Source organism: Flavobacterium sp. CSZ, assembly GCF_015350725.1.
Lineage (GTDB): Bacteria > Bacteroidota > Bacteroidia > Flavobacteriales > Flavobacteriaceae > Flavobacterium.
In genome coordinates, this window is the sequence record NZ_JADKPQ010000002.1 from 316,004 (window position 1) to 336,090 (window position 20,087).

At 34.5% G+C, this 20,087-nt stretch carries 17 protein-coding genes and 1 tRNA gene; 9 read left to right on the forward strand and 9 right to left on the reverse strand.

Features of this window, described 5'->3' with window-relative positions:
* Positions 1-97: 97 nt before the first annotated feature.
* The 5 genes from IRZ78_RS03530 to IRZ78_RS03550 all read right to left on the reverse strand — a co-directional run bounded on the left by IRZ78_RS03530 (position 98) and on the right by IRZ78_RS03550 (position 6,974).
* The gene (locus tag IRZ78_RS03530; protein WP_194615203.1) at positions 98-535 is read right to left on the reverse strand and encodes a retropepsin-like aspartic protease; all 438 of its coding nucleotides are present in this window, start codon (positions 533-535) and stop codon (positions 98-100) included.
* Entirely contained in the window at positions 487-3,138 is a 2,652-nt protein-coding gene (locus tag IRZ78_RS03535; protein WP_194615204.1) for a CHAT domain-containing protein, read from the reverse strand. The genes IRZ78_RS03530 and IRZ78_RS03535 overlap by 49 nt, the downstream gene beginning before the upstream one ends.
* Positions 3,139-3,353: 215 nt before the next feature.
* Entirely contained in the window at positions 3,354-5,306 is a 1,953-nt protein-coding gene (locus IRZ78_RS03540) for a PKD domain-containing protein (RefSeq protein ID WP_194615205.1), read from the reverse strand.
* Positions 5,307-5,492: 186 nt separating this feature from the next.
* Positions 5,493-6,482, reverse strand: a complete 990-nt coding sequence (locus IRZ78_RS03545) for a hypothetical protein (protein WP_194615206.1) — start codon at positions 6,480-6,482, stop codon at positions 5,493-5,495.
* Positions 6,483-6,668: 186 nt separating this feature from the next.
* Positions 6,669-6,974: a hypothetical protein gene (locus IRZ78_RS03550; protein ID WP_194615207.1), complete on the reverse strand. Its 306-nt coding sequence runs from the start codon at positions 6,972-6,974 to the stop codon at positions 6,669-6,671.
* Positions 6,975-7,144: 170 nt separating this feature from the next.
* On the opposite strand from IRZ78_RS03550, the gene IRZ78_RS03555 reads away from it, so the two are divergent.
* The 5 genes from IRZ78_RS03555 to IRZ78_RS03575 all read left to right on the forward strand — a co-directional run bounded on the left by IRZ78_RS03555 (position 7,145) and on the right by IRZ78_RS03575 (position 11,664).
* Positions 7,145-7,729, forward strand: coding sequence for a sigma-70 family RNA polymerase sigma factor (locus IRZ78_RS03555; RefSeq protein ID WP_194615208.1), 585 nt, complete (start codon positions 7,145-7,147; stop codon positions 7,727-7,729).
* Between the two features lie 2 nt (positions 7,730-7,731).
* A complete protein-coding gene (locus IRZ78_RS03560) occupies positions 7,732-8,454 on the forward strand; it encodes a CDC27 family protein (protein ID WP_194615209.1) in 723 nt (240 codons plus the stop codon).
* A 208-nt stretch (positions 8,455-8,662) separates the two neighbouring features.
* Entirely contained in the window at positions 8,663-9,442 is a 780-nt protein-coding gene (locus IRZ78_RS03565; RefSeq protein ID WP_194615210.1) for a TatD family hydrolase, read from the forward strand.
* A gap of 64 nt (positions 9,443-9,506) precedes the next feature.
* Complete coding sequence (locus IRZ78_RS03570) at positions 9,507-10,643, forward strand: 1-acyl-sn-glycerol-3-phosphate acyltransferase (RefSeq protein ID WP_194615211.1); 1,137 nt, start codon at positions 9,507-9,509, stop codon at positions 10,641-10,643.
* Positions 10,633-11,664, forward strand: coding sequence for an asparaginase (locus IRZ78_RS03575; protein WP_194615212.1), 1,032 nt, complete (start codon positions 10,633-10,635; stop codon positions 11,662-11,664). Before IRZ78_RS03570 ends, IRZ78_RS03575 begins: the two co-directional genes overlap by 11 nt.
* A gap of 589 nt (positions 11,665-12,253) precedes the next feature.
* On the opposite strand, the gene IRZ78_RS03580 is transcribed toward IRZ78_RS03575, so the two are convergent.
* A complete protein-coding gene (locus IRZ78_RS03580) occupies positions 12,254-13,489 on the reverse strand; it encodes an MFS transporter (protein ID WP_194615213.1) in 1,236 nt (411 codons plus the stop codon).
* A 91-nt stretch (positions 13,490-13,580) separates the two neighbouring features.
* On the opposite strand from IRZ78_RS03580, the gene IRZ78_RS03585 reads away from it, so the two are divergent.
* Positions 13,581-14,453 carry a LysR substrate-binding domain-containing protein gene (locus tag IRZ78_RS03585; protein WP_194615214.1) on the forward strand — a complete coding sequence of 291 codons (873 nt, stop codon included), beginning with the start codon at positions 13,581-13,583 and terminating at the stop codon, positions 14,451-14,453.
* A gap of 197 nt (positions 14,454-14,650) precedes the next feature.
* Positions 14,651-14,737: transfer RNA gene (locus IRZ78_RS03590), tRNA-Ser, on the forward strand.
* A 40-nt stretch (positions 14,738-14,777) separates the two neighbouring features.
* On the opposite strand, the gene IRZ78_RS03595 is transcribed toward IRZ78_RS03590, so the two are convergent.
* Positions 14,778-16,322, reverse strand: a complete 1,545-nt coding sequence (locus IRZ78_RS03595; protein ID WP_228520352.1) for an ATP-binding protein — start codon at positions 16,320-16,322, stop codon at positions 14,778-14,780.
* 355 nt (positions 16,323-16,677) lie between these two features.
* Here IRZ78_RS03595 and IRZ78_RS03600 point away from each other — a divergent pair, with 355 nt between their 5' ends.
* Both IRZ78_RS03600 and IRZ78_RS03605 read left to right on the forward strand, forming a co-directional pair.
* Positions 16,678-18,168, forward strand: a complete 1,491-nt coding sequence (locus tag IRZ78_RS03600) for a serine hydrolase (RefSeq protein ID WP_194615215.1) — start codon at positions 16,678-16,680, stop codon at positions 18,166-18,168.
* A 135-nt stretch (positions 18,169-18,303) separates the two neighbouring features.
* Complete coding sequence (locus IRZ78_RS03605; protein ID WP_194615216.1) at positions 18,304-18,450, forward strand: MarR family transcriptional regulator; 147 nt, start codon at positions 18,304-18,306, stop codon at positions 18,448-18,450.
* Between the two features lie 70 nt (positions 18,451-18,520).
* Here the strand turns inward: IRZ78_RS03605 and IRZ78_RS03610 are convergent, their stop codons facing one another.
* Together IRZ78_RS03610 and IRZ78_RS03615 are read right to left on the reverse strand one after the other, a co-directional pair.
* Positions 18,521-19,027 carry a GNAT family N-acetyltransferase gene (locus IRZ78_RS03610; protein WP_194615217.1) on the reverse strand — a complete coding sequence of 169 codons (507 nt, stop codon included), beginning with the start codon at positions 19,025-19,027 and terminating at the stop codon, positions 18,521-18,523.
* Between the two features lie 80 nt (positions 19,028-19,107).
* Positions 19,108-20,067 (reverse strand): nitrilase family protein, encoded by a 960-nt coding sequence (locus IRZ78_RS03615; protein WP_194615218.1) that lies wholly within the window; start codon positions 20,065-20,067, stop codon positions 19,108-19,110.
* Between the last annotated feature and the right edge of the window lie 20 nt (positions 20,068-20,087).

Genomic DNA, 20,087 nt, shown 5'->3' on the forward strand with positions numbered 1-20,087 from the left:
AATCCCAAATTCCGAAAGGAGTTTGGGATTTTTTTTATGGATTATATTATAACGTCAGATTGAAATTGGGAATTTGGATTTTCTCTATTGGAATTTCTTATTTCAAATACAAATAATGATTATAATAATCTATAATTGCCTTTCCTTCCAATAAGACATCAGCGCCAATAATGCCGTGAACCGGTTTTGCTTTGTAGGCTTCTAAAGCTTCGTTTACATGCGATAGGTCAAAAATGACAAGGTTGAAATCCTGATTTTTCCAGCTTCCCAATTGTAAATTATTGTTTGATGAAATCTGTGTTTTCATACCAGTTCCTCCAGCTCCTGAAGCTTTGGTTTTCGATTTTTTTGCATTCAGTTCAAAACGTTCGATACTTTCAAATCCTACGCAGGAATTCGAAGCTCCGGTATCTAAAATGAAATTTCCTGAAACCCCATTGATTTTGGCTTTTATTAAAAGATGTTGCGTTTTGGTAACTTTGAATTTTATTTTTTTGTATTTCTCTTTTTTGAGAACCTCGTGAAGATTTTCCATTTTCGATAATGATTGAAAACCAAAAATAAACCAATTACTGTCAATAAACTAATGATGTAAAAGATATAATTTGTCGATTTTTCTTCTTCTGAAATAGAACCATAATACACAAAAGAACTCCAGTAATAAGGCGATTTCTTTGCATTTGGCATTGACTTATCCTGTAAAAAAGCAAGTTTTGCATTCGTATTGGCCTCAAAATACAGAACATCTTTTTTAATGTTTTTATAAAAATCAGCCATAAAAACCGATGTGGTATAATCGTTCACCTTCCATAAAGAGAACAGTAGATTTTTTGCCCCTGCAAACTGAAAACCTCTTGCCACGCTCATTGCGCCTTCGGCTTTGTAGAGTTTACCAATTCCGGTTTCGCAGGCACTTAAAACAACCAGATCCGGATCGATGTTGAGGCTATACAATTCAGAATATAAGATTTCCTGATCATAGAATTTGATGCTTGCCGGAGTTTCAACATCGCCCGAAGAAGCATGTGTGCTTAAATGCAAAATCGAATATTGATTGGCATTATTTTTAAAATTAGAAAAACTCGCTTCTGTATTTTCCAGATATTTTCCTTTAAAATTACTTTGTATAGATTCCAGTTCTTTTTTCGAATAGCTCAATTCAAAAGCCGTTTTTTCGAAAATGGGAAAGATTCCTAAAACTGTTTTAGATTTTGAAACCGGTTTTGAATTCAGATAATTACTAGCCGAATTATTATAAGCAATCCTAAAATCATTCAGTAAATAATGCATTTTAGCAAAATTCGTTGTTGATGATTCTTGCGTAATTAAAGCTTCGAAAGGAAGGAAATTTAAAACTCCGTCAGGAACAATAATTAGGTTTTTATAGATTGTATTCTGAGGTATTTTCAACATATCATAAGCTATTTTTCCGTAATGATTATATCCGGAAATATCATTTGTGATAGCACTTGCATTGCTAAAATAATCGATAAATTGTACAATTTTCGGAATTGCAGTATCGGTAATATTAATATGATTGAGATTAATTCGGTTGTTTTGTAAAATAAAAAAATACAATCTGTCATATCCCATTAAGTAATAAACCATTATGGCTTTGTCATTTTCTAATTTTGAAAACAATGTTTTTAAATCGGATTTTTTGGCAAGATATTCAGGATTTTGAGATTGTAATTTTTTCAGCCAGATCATCAATTCGCTTTGCTTTTTAATGAATTGATTGATCTTCGAAATATTTGCTGAATTTCCTTTTTGTTGTTCTTTTAAAATGGCATTATTAAGATTTTGGAATTCTTGTAAAAGCTGTTTTTCTTCTGTCGAAGCATTTTTAATATTCGATCTGTAGCTTTTTAATATTCCAGATTTCGTTTTTTCGGCCAATTGAAAAGCTTCTTCCAGATATTGAATTTTATTTTCTTTTTTAAATAATTGATCATAAATCGAAATACATTTTTCAGCGCGATTTCGGGATCGTAATTGCATCAGAATCTTTGAGTTTTCGTAAACCAAACTATTCATTAATAAATCTTCGATATAAAAAGAAAGTTCAAAAGCTCTTAATGCTTTTTTAGGCTCATTTATTTTTAAAATTTCTGCCTGCAAATCGAGTGCATCAACTAAAACCGTTTCCGAATACAATTGATCTTGATTTGGGAGAGTATTCTTTGAATTATAACTAGGAATTAAAACTTTAAAAACGGTCGTAATTTCCTTTGTGCTTTCAGTATATTTTTGTTCATCAAAAAGCAGTAAGGCTTTTTCATAATACAATTTTGCCAATTTTCTGGGTTGTGGATTTGTAGTTTGTAAAAATAGTTTCTCAGCCTTTTCGATGTAAGAATTAGCAATTTCAAATCGTTGCCATTGGCGATTCATTGAAGCTAAATTTCGATAAGAATTGGATAAAGTTTCCAATTGATCTTTTTCGTTTTTGAGACATTGTATGGAAGATTCAAATGCTTTTTCGGCATTGTGAGGTGCGTTTTTAATCCATATGATTTGCTTTGAACCTAGCCAATAACTATTCCCTAAATTATTCAATAAAATCCCTTTCTGAGAATTCGATAATTTTTCTGTTTTTAAAATATTTTCTAATAATTCGATTGCCAAAGAAATTTTACCGGAACTCTGATACACATTCGATAAATTCAGAATTGCTGCAAACTTTTGCTTTTGAGCGTCAGGATAGTTTTTAGAAGTATTTACAATAAAAAAGTATTGTTTGATTATATTTTCGGCGCTATCGTAATCGCCCAAAACAGTATATAAATTGCCCAGAGGTTTCAGACAAAATTCGATGATGTCGTAATCGGTAAGTTTGTTTTTTTGATAAATCTGCCACGCTTTCTCATAACTCGCAATCGCTTTTTCGGTTTCCCCGAATTGGTTTTCATAGTAGGCTTTATTGCAATTTAAAACTACAATGGCAAGAAGTTCATCTTTGGTTTTTGGTTTAGTGTTTTTCCAAAAATTAGTTTCAAGAGTAGATAAATTTTGTAACGCTTTCGCGGAAGGATTCGCCACAAAAACATCAATTGCATTGTATATTTTATCTTCCTGATTCTGTCCAAATAGAATCAGCGTTGCAAAAAATAAGATATAGCAATATAGTTTTTTCATAGATGTTTTTATTTCGCAAAGACTCGCAAAGATTTTGTGCAGAGATTCACTAAGATTTTTTTACCACAAATTCCGCAAATTTTCACAAATTATAAAGATTAGAAATTAAAAGCATCAAGCAAACACAATCCTAATTTGCGGAATTTGTGGTGAACTTTTTTTAATAACTTCGCGTACCTCTGCGCAAAATCTCTGTGCATCTCTGCGTAATGACTCTAAAACTTCCAGATTCCGTAAAATTGAAAGTAGTTGAAATTCTGTTCAAAATTCATCACGTATCGCGCGCCTAAACTCGGTCCGATTCTCGCGAAACCTAATGTTAAATCAAATAAAAGCCCGGTTTTTAAATTGACAAAGGAGTTTTTGACCGAACTTGATTCGGTTCTTGTGTCCATTAAAAACTGATCGGTTCCACCTTCAAAACTTTCAATTTTTTTGTTTATAGTTTGTTCAGACGAAACATCAAAATTAGCCTGAACTCCGGCGCCAACGCCAATATAATTATTAATATTATATCTGATCAAAACCGGTATTTCCCAGTTTACACTTTTATTTTCTGTAGTTGTGGTGGTGCGTTGAAATTGCTTTACGCCATTTGGGTTTACCACATTTTGATCGACAACTGTTGCACCACTTTCGTATTTATTGATGGCATTGAGCCATTCGGCCTGCCAGTAAAAGCGATACGATTTAAAAGGCGAAATGGTGGCACCCACAAAATAACTGGTCGATTTTTCGAGATCAGGATATACATTATAACCCGCTTTTGCACCAATCGAAATTCCGGGTAGGAATCGGGTAGTGGCATAATTGGTAATTATAGGCTCATTTTTATCGAAGATAATTGCGGTACGGCTTCGGGTTTTTACTTTATGAAAATCCTCGGCAAATTTCATCGAGTATTTTACAAAACCTTTTGTACTGTCTTTTTCGTGTATATTTTTTTGTTCGCTGCCGGGTAAATAAATGTTTTTGAAAGTAAAAAAGATTTGATTTTTCTTGATAATAGTATCCAGACAACTTACGGTAGGAACTTCATCTTTTGGGCAAATCGGGCATTTAGGATACATATCTTCGACCTTAAATGTTTTCTTGTCGAACATATCCGGAACATCGGTTTCAAGACGGATCATTCTTGCGGGACCTTCGCCGTTATTCTGGAAACGGGTTTTAAAATTTACTCGTTTAAAACGCACCAGCCTGTAATTCATAAAACTTCCGTTAGATCCCATTTTGTTAGGATCGTGAGAAGTTACAATTTCCATTTCTAGGTTTTTTATCTTGTGGTTTTTATAACTTCTGTTGGGTACAAAAATACCACGCATAGTAACCGTTGCGCTGGTGTCTTTGATCATTTCGGGAGTGGTTTTAAACGTATAAAACACATTTCGGGTTTCTCCCGGATTGGCATCATCAAATTCTAAAACCGAAACGTTATGATAGGTTTTATTGGCGTCTAATAACGATGCGTCAAGATCTTCTTCGGTAGTGGTGTTTCTATATTTTTTGGTTTTGAAACTATTTTCGGCGGAAGCCAGATAATTATTAGAATCATCAAGATCATTGACAGCAGCAATCGTTTTTTCTTTTATTTCACGCTCGTTGGCATAGGTTCGAAAGTCTGTTAATTCGAAATTATTGCTTTTAAATTGTTTCTCGTTATAGAACAAATAAAGCTTTCCGCTCGATACATAATTCTCCAGATTTTGATAACCTACTACGACTACCATTTCCTGCTTCGGAATGGGGTCGCAATTTTTTAAGATTGTAAATCCGTTTTGGTCTGCGATTGAAACAATGTCTTTATAATTAGTGTCGGTAATATCGTTTATGGCGACTTTTTTAGGTCGTGTTGCCGGAGGTTTTCCGTTGTCGTAATTGTTGGTTACGGCAAGCCTTGTAGTATAGGTTCCTTTGTTTTTATAGACATGTTTGGGTTCGGCTTCTTTGCTGTAGTGTCCGTCGCCCAATTCCCATAAATAGGAGTAACTTGGTTTTGGTGCGCCGGCAATAGGTATTAGTGGCGGCATTTCGGGTTTGTAGGTAACGGCATTTCCATTTTGGATAAAAACAATATTCGCTCTACGGGTTATGGTGTCTTTTACTTTGGTTTGTCCTATTGAGAGAAAAGAAAATAGAATAAAGAAAATAGACGATAGTGGTTTCATAACTTGAGGTTTTTTAGCCCTGATAGGAGTGGAAATCCTTTTGTTTTTTTCTTTAGAAAAACAAAAGATTGCAACGGATAGCAGGATTAGCTTCTAAAAATGATCAGAATTGAATTTGAAAACTGGATTAAATGTAAAAAAAAGTGATGAGCAAATCACCACTTTTTCTTAAAAGTATTTTGTAAGTTACTGAATAGCATTGATTGCAGCTACAAGTTGCGCTTCGGTACCAACATTTGTTTCGGCCAAAGTAAAGGTGTAAACATCGTTTGCAGCAACGGTTACCGCTTTGATCGCATAACGCCATTGGCCATTATCTTCGGTTACAAAAATCACATGACATTTTAAACCAATCGGAATTTGTCCGTAATGTTCGCTAAACAATCCTGCGGTGGTGTAAGTATCCAATTTGGCCAATGCATTGTTTCCTTCGCCATCGTATGACAGGTAAACGGCGCTATTGTTGTTGTCATAACCAGTAGGAGCAGCCACAAGAAGGGTAGTTTTAGGTCTTGGGTCGCTGTAAAAACGGTCAACGTTTGTCCATCCAAAGTTGCCAAAAGTTACATAATAATTAGCTCCTTCGCCTTGTACACCGCCTTTTCCTCCAGTTCCGTCAGCATTTGGTTTTGGTTGTTCCCAGGCTAATTCTCCTTTTTCATCGATTTTACCGGCCCATAATGTCATTGCATTGTCAATTCCATCTGTTAAAGCTGCTGGTACGATTAAATTCATGTAGCAGGAAGTTTTAAGCTCAACTCCGCCCTGAGTAGCTTTGATAAAGAATTCTCCGCCTGAAATCAGTAAGTTTTTCTTTCCGTCAGGCATAACTCCCATTGTAGGTTTATTGGTCACGAGCATAGTTCCTTTGTCAAAAAGTTCGATGTATTCGATGTCTACAGCTCCGGTTACGGCAACTCCGTTTTTAGTGAGGCAATCTCCGTTGATGTTTAATTTTACCCCTTTTGCAGATGTTATGGTTACTACACCAGTTCCTGCTGTAATGGTAAATTTTTGTTTATTTGCTGAAACTCCTTTTTCGCTAATGCTTTTAAAAGCTGCTGCTGTTGGAGGCAAAATAAGATAGTCTGTGTTATTGTCATCGCCATTGTCGCAACTCACGAAAGTGATTAACAATAAAAATAAAACTCCTAATTTTTTAAAGTTTGTGTTCATGATTTCTAGTTTTTATAAATCTGTCCTGATTGTTTCAGGTGGTTCCCAGATTTTGGTTGTTAATTATATTCTTATATCAATTTGGGTTTGATATTATTACCCTTGGTTTTAAAAAATATCTTCAATTTATATTCTGATATTATATCAACTGGCTAATAAAATTGTTACCCCTGTTTTTATTTTGTTTTAATTTTCTTTTGAAAGGCATTTATCTTCAAATAAATTTCCGTCTTCATCTACGGCAACCAGTATGTTTTTTTTCCGCGAAAGCGTAATACTTAAATAAATCCAGACAATTGACCAAAGCCCAAAGGTGATACAGGTAAGAAACAAATGAAGAGAATGTCTGACTGCTTTTTTTTCTTTGGATAAAACCACGTAAGGCAGTTTCTCGTTATGTTCTGTGATTACAAAACCATTTCGGGTTTTGGCCGAAATCATTTGGTTAAACTGGTCTATGTTTTTTTCGGTTACAAATTGATAGGTTTCCATTTCTCTTAGTTTTAAATTGATTTTAGAAAAGATTTTGGCTACTAATTGCGCAAATGAGTAAGTGCTAGACTCTTTTGCTACGATATATCAGTTAGATATGTTAATTGTTACCCTATATTGTGAAATTTATTTACAATTGTTTTTTAAATTAGCTACAAAAAGTTTTTTTTATGGGAAAAAGTAAAATTCATCCTGATCAAATGTATATTGAGGGACTTGCCGCAAATGACTCGGCAATCATTCAGACGATTTACAAAAAGTTTGTTCCAAAAGTGGTGATGTTCATTATGAACAATTCCGGAGATAAGGAACATGCTCAGGATGTAGTTCAGGAAATTATGATTTTGCTTTTTAATCAGGCCAAAGCCAATACACTACAGCTCACTTGCCCGTTTGATGCTTACTTTTTCTTACTGTGTAAAAGAAAATGGCTTAACGAACTCAAAAAAACATCGAACAAAGGGGTAACAATTAATGAAGATGCGGTATCTATGAATGAATCTGCAATAGAATTAATTACTCACACAGAAGAATTTGATGAAAAACAGCAGCTTTTTGATGCCATGTTTCTAAAACTGGGAGATAAATGCCAGGAGTTATTAAAACTGAGCTTTACCACTAAAACAATGGAAGAAGTTGCCGAGAAGCTTAACGTTACTTACGGTTACGTTCGTAAAAAGAAATCGTTATGTGTGGGCCTGTTAACGCAGTGGATTCAGGAAGCCAAAAATTTTAAATCGTTAAAAAATAATTAGTCATGAACGAAGAACGCTATATATTATTTGATCAATATCTTCAGGGAGAAATGACGGTTGAGGAAAAAGATAATTTTGAAAAACAATTATCTGAGGATCATGAATTGTCTTCGGAATTTGAAACATTCAAGGAAGTACAATTACGCCTTAAAAACAAATTTGAGTTTGAAGAAGAAAGAGAAGCGTTTAAAGCAAATCTGACCACAATTTCGGATAAACATTTTAATACCAGTAAACCAAAAGTGGTGGTAATGCGACCTTGGTATTTAGCCGCCGCGGCATCTGTTATTATTTTGTTCGGACTCTTCTTTTTTGATTATAACAATCCGTCTTTTGCCGATTATGATAATCCCGAAACGGCTTCGTTTGTAGAAAGAGGAGATACAAACGCAGCATTAATAGGAGCGCAAACCGCTTTTAACGATGGGAAATATGCAACAGCAATTCCCCTTTTTGAAGAAATTTTAAAGGAAAATAAAACACCCGAAATTCAATATTTTTATGGTGTTGCTTTACTGGAAGAAAGTAAATACCCAAAAGCCGAAAGTGTTTTTAATGAATTGAGATCAGGAACATCTGCCTATAAAGATAAAGCAACATGGAGTTTTGCCTTGTCTAAATTGAAACAAAAAAAATATACAGAGTGTAAAGAAATCCTTGAAACCATTTCGCAGGATTACGAAAATTATGACGATGTAGAGAAACTTCTCGACGAGTTGAATTAGGAAAAGGAATTCACAAAATACACAAAGAATACACGAATATTCGCAAAGAGATAAAATACTTTGCGGATTTTTTTGTGACACAACAAGAAAAAAATCCGCACCCATCCGCGCTTTCACAAAGTGAATCCGTGTCATCCGTGTGCCATCACATTCCAATTGGGAAAGTTTTTAATATTGTCGTAATTTTGAACCTTTAAAAACTAAACACTTGAATTCAATACCCATAATTACCGATACGCACACCCACTTATATTCTGAAGAATTTGATCAGGATCGCGACGAAATGATGCAAAGAGCGATAAATGCCGGAGTAACACGCTTTTTTATTCCTGCTATCGATGCCGCTGCAACACAATCTATGTATGATCTGGAACAAAATTATCCCGATCATGTATTCCTGATGATGGGTTTGCATCCCACTTACGTGAAAAATAATTACGAAGATGAGTTAAAGCACGTAGAAACCGAACTGGCAAAACGAAAATTTTATGCCGTTGGAGAGATCGGAATCGATTTGTATTGGGATAAAACACATTTGAAAGAACAACAAATTGCTTTTAAGAGACAAATTCAGTTAGCCAAACAATATAAATTACCGATAGTAATTCATTGCCGTGAAGCTTTTGATGAAATTTTTGAAGTATTGGAACAAGAGAAATCAGATGATTTATTTGGGATTTTTCATTGTTTTTCAGGAACACACGAACAGGCACTTCAGGCGATATCTTACAATATGAAGTTGGGAATTGGAGGAGTAGTGACATTTAAAAACGGAAAAATCGATCAGTTTTTAAACCAAATCGATTTGAAACATATCGTTTTAGAAACAGATTCCCCTTATTTAGCACCAATTCCCTATCGCGGAAAACGCAATGAAAGCAGTTATTTAGTAAATGTTATTTCTAAATTGGCAGATCTGTATGATGTTTCTGAAGAGGAAATTGCACAACGAACAACACAAAATTCTGTAAACGTTTTTGGGATTTAATTTATACCTTACAATAGTTTAATTTTTTTTTTGTTCTTTTGCCCACTTAAAACCAATATAAATAATGCAGAGATTTGATGCCATTCGACCGTTTTATGATTCTGAAATAAATGAAGCCCTTCATGGTGTTGCCAATCATCCGATGATGAAAGCCATGATGAACTTTACTTTTCCGGAAGTAGAAGATCAGGTTTGGAAAGAGCAATTGAAGAAAACACATTCGATACGTGATTTCCAATGCAACTTTATTTATAATACTGTACAAAAAGTTCTGGAGAAAAGCTCTGAAGGACTTACAACTTCAGGTTTTGAGAAACTGGAAAAAAATACTTCTTATTTATTTGTTTCTAATCATAGAGACATTCTTTTAGATACAACTTTATTAAACGTTTGCCTTTTCGAACATGGCTTGGTCATGACAGCATCGGCAATTGGAGATAATCTAGTTAAAAAAGCATTCCTGAGCACTTTGGCAAAACTTAACAGAAACTTTCTGGTTTTAAGAGGTTTAACGCCTAGAGAAATGCTACAAAGCTCAAAATTGCTGTCTGAATATATTGGTCAGTTATTGCTTCGCGAAAATCGTTCAGTATGGATTGCTCAAAGAGAAGGCCGTACGAAAGACGGAAATGACGAAACCAATCCGGGAGTTCTTAAAATGATCGGAATGGGTTCTGATGAAGCCAATTTGATGGATTATTTTAAGAAATTAAAGATTGTTCCGGTTTCAATTTCATATGAATACGATCCTACAGATGTTCTGAAAATGCCACAATTAATGGCAGAAGCAAACAACGAAGTTTATATTAAAGAAAAAAATGAGGACTTCATGACCATTTTAAGTGGAATCATGGGAACCAAAAAAAGAATACACATTTCTGTTGGAGATGTTCTTGATACTGAAATTGACCAAATTGTGGCTGAAAACGACAACGCTAACAAACAAATTCAGGCTTTGGCACAAGTTATTGATGATTCGGTTTTAAAGAATTACCAATTATGGCCAACAAATTTTATTGCTTACGACATTTTAAACGGAACGAATAAATTCTCACATTTATACAAAGACAGCGAAAAATCACTTTTTGAGCGTCGTTTAGAAATGCGTATCGGAAGCGATAATCCAGTTACAAGACAAGGATTTTTATCTATGTATGCCAATCCAGTAGTCAATAAATTAAAATACCAGGATGTCATTTAAAGCTAAAATATTGCTAATTTATACCGGTGGGACGATCGGTATGAGCAAAGATTTTGAGACAGGCGCGCTCAAAGCGTTCAATTTTGGAAAATTATTGCAAAAAATCCCTGAAATCAAACAATTAGATTGTGAGATTGAAACCGTTTCATTCGAAGATCCTATAGATTCATCGAACATGAATCCGGGGGAATGGACAAAAATTGCTGAAATTATAGAAGAAAACTACATTGTTTATGATGGTTTTGTAGTGCTTCATGGTTCAGATACAATGTCATATTCGGCTTCAGCATTGAGTTTTATGCTTGAAAACTTAGCAAAACCAGTGGTGTTTACAGGATCTCAATTGCCAATAGGAGATTTGCGTACCGATGCTAAAGAAAACCTGATTACAGCGATTCAGATTGCTTCGTTACAGGAAAACGGAAAACCGGTAATCACCGAAGTTTGTTTGTATTTTGAATATAAATTGTACCGAGGTAACCGAACTTCAAAAGTAAATGCCGAACATTTTAAAGCGTTTACAGCGCCAAATTATCCTGAATTGGTAGAATCTGGCGTACATCTTAAACTCAACAGACATTTATTTCTTCCTATAAAAGAAGACGCAAATTTAATTGTCCATAAGAATTTAGACAATCATGTTGCCATTATAAAAATGTTTCCCGGAATGAGCGAAGTCGTTTTGTCTTCGATTCTGGCCATTAAAGATTTAAAAGGAATCGTTCTTGAAACTTACGGATCAGGAAATGCTCCAACCGAAGATTGGTTTTTAAATTTAATTCAGAAAGCCATTCAATCCGGTTTGCACATCGTCAACGTAACACAATGTTCCGGCGGAAGCGTCAATATGGGACAATACGAAACCAGTACAGCATTAAAATCTCTTGGCGTTATCTCCGGAAAAGACATTACTACAGAAGCCGCAATTACAAAACTAATGTATTTGTTAGGTCACAATATCCCTCAGGCTGAATTTAAAACCATTTTCGAAACAGCTTTGAGAGGGGAAATTTCGTTATAAATAGAAAAATTCCAATATTTTAAAATTCCAAATTCCAAAACGCGAGAATTAAATCTCAAGATTGGAATTTGGATTTTTTTTTAGTAATTGGAGTTTCCTTTTTTCGTTATAAAATTTTCACCATATAAGTGATATAAGTTTATTTAAATTAATTGAAACTGATGAGGTTTGTCATTGCAAATTTCAGAATAAAACCGAACTTTTTTTCAGGAGCTAATCCCGCTATCCGTTTCAATCTTTTGTGTCCACCGCGGCGGACACAAAAGGATTTCCACTTCTATCGTGGCTAGGGCAATCGTTTTTATAACAATATTTTAGTCAATTTTGTCATTTCGAGGCACGAGAAATCACACTAGAAACTCGACAAAGCTTACACAACGAAACCCGACAGGTTTAAAAAACCTGCCGGGTCTACTATTCGTAACCACCTTTGTCAAAGTTTCTAAGAATTGGAATTTGGAATTTTTTCCTCTAGAATTTCCCTTTCCAAGTTTGTATACAATTGGAATTTAACCCAGACTTATAATTTCTTAGATGATTCAGTCAATACTTTCCCTTGGAATTTGGAATTTAAAAAATTTGGAATTTATTAATTTTTATAAGGAACTTGACAAGTCTCTAAATCATCTTCATCAGAAGTATGTCTTTTATAATACACATAAACAATTACCGAAAGGACACAAATAATTCCCTGAATCGCAACCGTATTTCGGGTTCCTATAATGTGTGAGACGTATCCAATAATCAAACTTCCCACAGGAATCATTCCCTGATAGGCCATCAAATAATAACTAATACTTCTGGAACGCATGTTTACAGCGCTTTGTGTCTGAATGTAAATGTTTATAGATGAGGTTTGTGCCATCATGCCTACACCGCTCAGTGCCATGCAAATAAGTGCAACAGTTAAACTATTCGAATAAGCAAGTATAATGATGCTAAAGCCTAATAGCAAGCTCGCAGCGATCATTATTTTGCCCATATTATCTGCTTTTTTAAGATTGGCCAGATAAATGGCGGATAGAATAGATCCAATTCCGGCCGCACTTTCGAACCAACTGAAGGTTTGAGCATTTCCGCTAAAAATATCTTTGGCAAAAACCGGCATTAAAGTATTAAAAGAAATCACAAACAAACTACTGCACATTAACATCAAAAGCATTCTGGCCATTTCAGTTTCTTTTCTAACGTAATCCAATCCTTCAATAAAATCGTCATACATTTTCATTTTATCGGTTGCTTTAATATGCGGTGTGATTTTCATCATCAGTAACGAAATCAAAACAGGTATATAGCTCAGGAAGTTTCCAATAAAACAAATATCTTCTCCGTAATTGTGCAGAATAATTCCGGCTAATGCAGGTCCGGCAATTCGGGCAAAATTATTTAATGTAGAGTTTAGGGCAACGGCGTTTGGCAAATCTTCTTTATTATCTACAATATCAATCATCATGGTTTGTCTGCAAGTCATGTCGAAGGAATTGATGATTCCCTGAATTAGACTTAGGGCCAGAATAAAGTTGATGTTGTATATTTTTAAGTAAATCATTAATGCCAAAACTCCTGCCTGAAGCATTGCCAAAGATTGTAATAAGATCATGGCACGATGTTTATCGTAACGCCCGATAATACTTCCGGCCAAAGGTGCCAGAAATAAAGACGGAATCATGCTCAAAAAAGTCGCTAATCCTAATAAGAAAACAGAACCTGTAACGCTGTAAACCATCCAACTTACGGCTGTTTTTTGAAGCCAGGTGCCAATTACCGAAACTGATTGTCCATAAAAGAATAACTTGAAGTTTTTTGATTTTAACGCTTTAAACATGATGCCTGATATTTTTTTACAAAGTTCGGAATTAGTATTTCATTAGAAAAATTAATAATTTTACTGATAATGAGTATTAAAACTTATCGATATGGAAATTTATCAATTAGAATATTTTATTAAAACTGCTGAAGTATTGCATTTTACAAAAGCGGCTGAGTTGTGTTTTGTGACACAATCAGGATTATCTCAACAAATAAAAAAGTTAGAAGAAGAACTCGGTATGCCTTTATTTGTAAGGATTGGAAAAAAAGTACAGCTTACAGAGGCTGGTTCTGTTTTCCTGATTCATGCCAAGCAAGTCATCGAAAATGTACAAAGTGGCAAACAGGCGATCGATGATTTGAACCAAATGATTGGCGGAGAATTACGAATTGGCGTTACCTATATCTTTGGACTTTTGGTTTTGCCAATCGTTAACTTATTTGCAAAAACATATCCTAATTTAAAAATCGTGGTAGAATATGGTTCAACTGAACCTTTAGAAACTAAATTACTAAATAACGAGTTAGATTTGGTTTTGGTCATTTCGTCCAAAGAAATAAAAGAGACCATTCAGAAAATCCCATTATTTACTTCGAATCTGGTAATGGCGGTAGCAAAAACACATCCTTTAGCATCTTTAGATAAAATTTCCTTCAAAAAAATAGGGGAATATCCGCTTGTTTTACCCGTAAGAGGATTTAGTTCAAGAGAATTTCTCGATGAATTGTTTTTTAAAAATAATATGAAACCCAAAGTTTCGATCGAATTAAATGCAGTTCATGCCCTTTTGCAATTGGTAGAAGAGAGCGACTGGGTTACAATTGTGACTGAGAAAGCCCTAAAAGGCTGGGATAATCTAAAAGCAATAGCGATTACAGGAGTTCCCACACAAAGAGAATCGTTTATGTTAACGATCGAAGGAGCATACCAAAAAAAGGCTGTAAAATTGTTTATGGAAGAATTTAGAAAAAGTATGTAGAAGGATGAGATCTACAATAAGAGAAAAGTTTGCCATAAATTCATTCCAATTTTAAACGGTCCTTTAGGTCAAACAACATAAAAATTAGTGCTAATTCGTGAAATTCGTGGCGAAAAATAAAATTGATAGTTCTTATAAACTAATGTTGATTTTGTTTTTCTAAGTCAGATTTTTTTGTGTTCTTTGCAGACCAATTTAGAGAGGTGTCCGAGTGGTTGAAGGAGCTAGCCTGGAAAGCTAGTATATGGGTAACTGTATCGAGGGTTCGAATCCCTTCCTCTCTGCAAAAAGCCTTTTGTGAATCTCACAAAAGGCTTTTTTTATTTACACCACCGGAATATAAATATCAAATTTAGCTCCGTGATGCAATTTACCGGTTGCCGTAATGATTCCGTTATGGTTTTCCACAATCTTTTTTACTATGGCGAGACCAATTCCTGTTCCTTTATAATCGGTTTTGTTGTTTAGCTGCTGAAACATCTCGAAAACCCTGCTTTCGAACTGAGGTTCAAATCCAATACCATTGTCGCTTACAATAATGTGGCAATAATCAGCTGATGATTTATTTTTCTTCGTTTTTGGTTTCGTGTAAACACTTTCTATCGTAATGTGAGGTGCTTTTTCCTTGGTCGAAAATTTCAGCGAATTGCTAACTAAATTGCATATTAACTGGTGAAACTGAGAAGGAATTATATGAGCCTTACAGTTTCCGGAGATTTCGATAACGGCTTTTTTTGTTATAATTTCTTTTTGTAAATCTTCAAGAACGCTATTGATAATCTCATTCAAATTGACATTTTCAAATTTCTTTTCGGTTACACTTGTTCGCGAATATGTTAGCAGATCGTTTATAAGCGCTCGCATATGAAGCGCAGAAACTTCGATACGATCGAAATAAAATTTTCCTTTCTCTGTCAAATTTTGATGTTCATCTGTCATAATTCGGTTCGAAAAAACCTGTATTTTACGCAAAGGTTCCTGCAAATGATGGCTTGAAATATAAGTGAAAGCTTCAAGTTCGTTGTTTGCCAGGATTAATTCGGCAGCACTTTTTTCTTTTGCATTGTTCTGGAAAGTAAGTTCTGTATTGGCAATAAGAAGTTCTGCAGCGCGCTTTTCTTTCTCTTTATTCTGATATGCCAGTTCTTGATTGGCAATAACCAGTTCTGCAGCACGCTTTTCTTTTTCTTTATTCTGAAAGGTTAATTCTTTATTAGCAATAACAAGTTCAGCAGCACGATCTTCTTTTTCCTGGTTTTGATAGGCAAGTTCTGTATTTGCAATAACCAATTCGGAAGCACGCTTTTCTTTTTCTTTATTTTGAAATAAAAGCTCAGAATTGGCAATACTTAATTCATCTGCCCGTTTTTGTTTCTCTTTGTTTTGAAAAGCCAGTTCAGTATTGGCAATAACAAGTTCGGCAGCGCGATCTTCCTTTTCCTGATTTTGATATGCCAGTTCTGCATTCGCAATAAGAAGTTCTGCAGCGCGTTTTTCTTTTTCCCTGTTCTGATATGCCAGTTCAGTATTGGCAATAACCAATTCTGCGGCACGTTTTTCTTTTTCTTTATTCTGGAAGGTTAATTCTTTGTTGGCAATAACAAGTTCAGCAGCACGATCCTCTTTTTCCTGGTTTTGATAGGCAAGTTCTGAGTTTGCGATAACCAGTTCGGCCGCACGTTTTTCTTTTTCTTTGTTTTGAAAAGCAAGCTCTTTATTGGCAATAATCAACTCTGCAGCACGTTCTTTTCGTTCCTCTATTTGTTGGGCGAGTCTTTTATTAACAAGCACTAATTCTTCGTGATGATTGGTTTTATTCCGTTCTGGAAAAGCAATCATGTCAGACGGAATATTTTTTTTTTCACTCATATTTTCTCGTGCATTTATCCAAATGTAATCGAACTGAATTTAATGTTCTTGTTTTTAAATGTGATAACTGAATATATAAGAGATAATTAACGTTATCAATCAAAACATATACTTTTTATTTTAGGTTTTTTCTTATTTTTTTAATCCTGAACTGAAAAAAGAGATTTTATTATAAAGAAAAATGCCTTTGTATTCGCTCAGGTTTAAAAATAATTCAAAAATGATGTAGCATTTTCATTCTACGTTCGTCTTGATTTAAAATGCTTCCATTATCTGCTTTACACAATTGGCCTAAAAAGTAAAGAAGATTTAAGAAGCAGTCAATCATCAATCAAATATTAAATCAATCACAATCATGAAAATCAAATTTTCTAAATCTCTGGGAATATTTTTTTTAACGAGTTTAATTGCGCTTAATGCTAATTCTCAAAACCAGCAACATACGGATAGTATCGATCTTTTTCTAAAAGACAAAATGGAAAAACTTCATATACCAGGTCTTCAAATTGCTGTTGTTCAACACGGAAAAATAGTAAAGCGTAAAAGTTATGGAGTTGCCAATATTGAAAATTCGGTTAACGTAACAGATCAAAGTATGTTCTCTATAAATTCCTGCACAAAAGCATTTGTAGGAGTTGCTGTTATGCAGCTTCAGGAAGAGGGAAAACTAAACATCAATGATCCTATTTCGAAATATTTAAAGGATTTGCCTGTTGCATGGAAAGATTTGACAATTAAACAACTGTTTGCTAACCTGTCAGGCCTTCCGAACATTATCGATGAGAGAGAGAATTTATTAGCAGATACTGAAAATGGATCTTGGGAAAAGGTTAAAACATTACCAATGGAATTTAAAACTGGAGACCATTTTAGTTATAATCAGACCGGATATGTGATCATTGGCAAGATTATCAATAAACTAAGCGGTATGCATTTTACTAAATTTATTGAAGATCGCCAGTTTAAAGTAGCTGGAATGAAACAAACACGTTTTGGAGATTCAAATGATATTATTCCGCATTCAGCTGGCGCTTATACCACTCAGGATGTTGTAAACGGACGTTGGGTTACTTCTAATGAAATAAGAAGCAGTTATGCTAAGTTTCCGGAGTTTTTTAGAACTTGCACTGGAATAATTGCTACATCTGGCGAAATAGCACAATGGATTATAGCGTTGCAAAATCAGGAATTATTAAGACAAAAATCAAGTTTAGATGTGCTTTGGCAGCCAGCGCTTCGAAACAATGGTCGTGTAGGCGGATTTAACAAACTGGTCAACGGATATGCAGTAGGCTGGCCAACAGTTACGAGAGAAGAACATCCAGCCGTTGGACCTATTGGAGGAATGAGATCAGCATTTTTTGTTTATCCAAAAGACGATCTTTCTATAGTTGTCCTGACGAATCTTCAGGGTGCAAATCCTGAATGGTTTATAGATGAAATAGCAGGTTATTATATTCCTGAAATGAAGGAATCAAATGGTTTTGGATTATCACCTTCAGTAAAAAAAATAAGAAAGGAATTAATAACCCAGAACCAAAGAAATTTATTAAAAATCGTAGAAAATTTAAAAATGAATAATGCTGGTTTTGCACTAAGCGAAAATGAATTAAATGATTTTGGGTACAGATTATTAGGAGAAAACAAGCCAAATCAGGCTTTGAAAATTTTCAAACTCAATACAGATCTTTACCCGAAAAGCGAAAACACTTACGATAGTTATGCAGAAACACTGGCGGGTTTAGGAAATAAAAAAGAAGCGATAAAAAATTATAAAAAAGCATTCGAATTAAATCCAAAAAATACAAATGCCCAGGAGCAAGCAAAGAAACTGGCAAGTTTGTAAAATTATTTTTTGCAAAGGGATTTTGCTTTTGAGAAAGATCTTTTTTCTTTTTTTAAAGGAAAATATCTACTATTTTTGTATTTTAAATGAAAAAGATAAGGAGTTAGGGAAATCAAAAATCAGGTGTTAGACGCTATGAAAAAAGCGCAACAGCCTTTAAATGCAGGCAAAGTAGTTGAGTTAACTAAACTGGATCGTAAAGAAGTAGATAAAGCAATGAAAATATTGAAGGACGAAGGCTTGATAGTCTCTCCTAAACGTTGCTTTTGGGAAGCAAAATAATTTAAAAAAAAAATATTAGTAAGAGACAGACCTAACCGGTTTTTAAAACCTGTTAGGTCTAAATCTAAATTTAAAGTTTAATCTCGAACAAACTAAAAGAACCTTCTTTATAATGTTCCGGTAATTCGCTTGTCCATTCGATTGTGCTGATTCCTTTGTATTCGAAACCGCAGCTTGTGTAATATTTGTTTATTCTTTCATTGCCGCTATGCGTGTCAAGTCTAATATAATCTTTACCGTTCTCTTTGGCATATGTTTTCACCCATTCGATGATTTTTTTCACATACGATTGCCCTCTGAATTTTGGGTTTGTGGCAATACGATGTAGATAAACTGCCGGATCTTGTGCAGCTTCTTTCCAGATAATTAAATCATTAAAAGTAAGCACAAACGTACAGGCAACTTCATTTCCTTCTTTGATTATAAAATGACGATTTTCCGCAATTTCTTTTTCGATTAAGGCCCTTTCAAAACCTCTCCAGCTTTTGTTATTAACTTTTTTTTGATAAGATGTAGCGGCATTGTAAATATCGAAAACAGCATCGATATCTGCATTTGTAGTTTTAAAAAATTCCATTATTAGGACTGTATTCTGTAGATTAATGAATCCTGCAAAGGTAGATTTTAATGGGCATAATGCCAGTAAAATTCTTAGTTTTAACTTTTTTCATCAGCTTTTAACCAAACCACATTTTGTTCAGATTCATGATTTTGCCCAATAATATTGCGGTATAATTCTGGTCTTCTCGCTTTTATATAACGGTTTCCTCCCGCCTTAATGTTTTTTTCTGGAGTTATTATAGCCGTTGCAAAAGAGTCATCAAAAGAACGACATTCAGCAATTATATCTCCAAACGGATCAATAATCATCGAGCATCCATTTTTAAGCTGATCATCATCCATACCAATTGGGTTCGAAAAAACGGCATAAATGGCATTGTCGTAAGCTCTTGCCGGCAACCATTTCATGAGCCAGTCTCTTCCTTTGATTCCGTCGAATTCTAATCGTAAAGAGGTTGGGTCAGATTCGCGGTTTTCCCAAAGCTGAGGTGCGACGAAACCGGCACCAGGTCGGGTAGAAGGCGTACACATTGTTACGTGCGGCATGAAGATAATGTCGGCACCCAAAAGTTTTGTGGCACGCACGTTTTCGATAATATTATTGTCGTAACAAATAAGGATTCCGCATTTCCAGCCCTTAATTTCAAAAATACAATAACGATCTCCAGGCGTTAAATACGGATTTATAAACGGATGCAGTTTTCTGTATTTGGCAACCAGACCATTTTTGTCGACACAAACATAAGCTTTGAAAAGATTGTCATTCTCATTTTTTTCAAAAAGTCCTGCCAGAATTACAATGTTATTCTTTTTAGCAATTTCAGTAAGTTTTAAGATGCTTTCTCCAGTTGGGATAATTTCGGCTAAATTCAGCATTTGTTCTCTTGATAAATGTCTCGCAAAGGTATATCCGGTGATCGAACATTCGTGAAACGAAATGACATCGCAACCTTCACTTGCCGCTTTTGCAGAAAGTTTTTCGATTACCGATAAATTATAGTTTTTGTCGCCGCTTTTATTTTCGAACTGAGCCGTGGCTATTTTTAGATTTTTCATATTGTACGCTATTAATGAGG

Coding starts and splice junctions, on each gene's coding strand:
- IRZ78_RS03530 (WP_194615203.1), bottom strand. CDS start 535: ATGGAAAATCTTCACGAGGTTCTCAAAAAAGAGAAATACAAAAAAATA.
- IRZ78_RS03535 (WP_194615204.1), bottom strand. CDS start 3,138: ATGAAAAAACTATATTGCTATATCTTATTTTTTGCAACGCTGATTCTA.
- IRZ78_RS03540 (WP_194615205.1), bottom strand. CDS start 5,306: ATGAAACCACTATCGTCTATTTTCTTTATTCTATTTTCTTTTCTCTCA.
- IRZ78_RS03545 (WP_194615206.1), bottom strand. CDS start 6,482: ATGAACACAAACTTTAAAAAATTAGGAGTTTTATTTTTATTGTTAATC.
- IRZ78_RS03550 (WP_194615207.1), bottom strand. CDS start 6,974: ATGGAAACCTATCAATTTGTAACCGAAAAAAACATAGACCAGTTTAAC.
- IRZ78_RS03555 (WP_194615208.1), top strand. CDS start 7,145: ATGGGAAAAAGTAAAATTCATCCTGATCAAATGTATATTGAGGGACTT.
- IRZ78_RS03560 (WP_194615209.1), top strand. CDS start 7,732: ATGAACGAAGAACGCTATATATTATTTGATCAATATCTTCAGGGAGAA.
- IRZ78_RS03570 (WP_194615211.1), top strand. CDS start 9,507: ATGCAGAGATTTGATGCCATTCGACCGTTTTATGATTCTGAAATAAAT.
- IRZ78_RS03575 (WP_194615212.1), top strand. CDS start 10,633: ATGTCATTTAAAGCTAAAATATTGCTAATTTATACCGGTGGGACGATC.
- IRZ78_RS03580 (WP_194615213.1), bottom strand. CDS start 13,489: ATGTTTAAAGCGTTAAAATCAAAAAACTTCAAGTTATTCTTTTATGGA.
- IRZ78_RS03585 (WP_194615214.1), top strand. CDS start 13,581: ATGGAAATTTATCAATTAGAATATTTTATTAAAACTGCTGAAGTATTG.
- IRZ78_RS03595 (WP_228520352.1), bottom strand. CDS start 16,322: ATGAGTGAAAAAAAAAATATTCCGTCTGACATGATTGCTTTTCCAGAA.
- IRZ78_RS03600 (WP_194615215.1), top strand. CDS start 16,678: ATGAAAATCAAATTTTCTAAATCTCTGGGAATATTTTTTTTAACGAGT.
- IRZ78_RS03605 (WP_194615216.1), top strand. CDS start 18,304: ATGAAAAAAGCGCAACAGCCTTTAAATGCAGGCAAAGTAGTTGAGTTA.
- IRZ78_RS03610 (WP_194615217.1), bottom strand. CDS start 19,027: ATGGAATTTTTTAAAACTACAAATGCAGATATCGATGCTGTTTTCGAT.
- IRZ78_RS03615 (WP_194615218.1), bottom strand. CDS start 20,067: ATGAAAAATCTAAAAATAGCCACGGCTCAGTTCGAAAATAAAAGCGGC.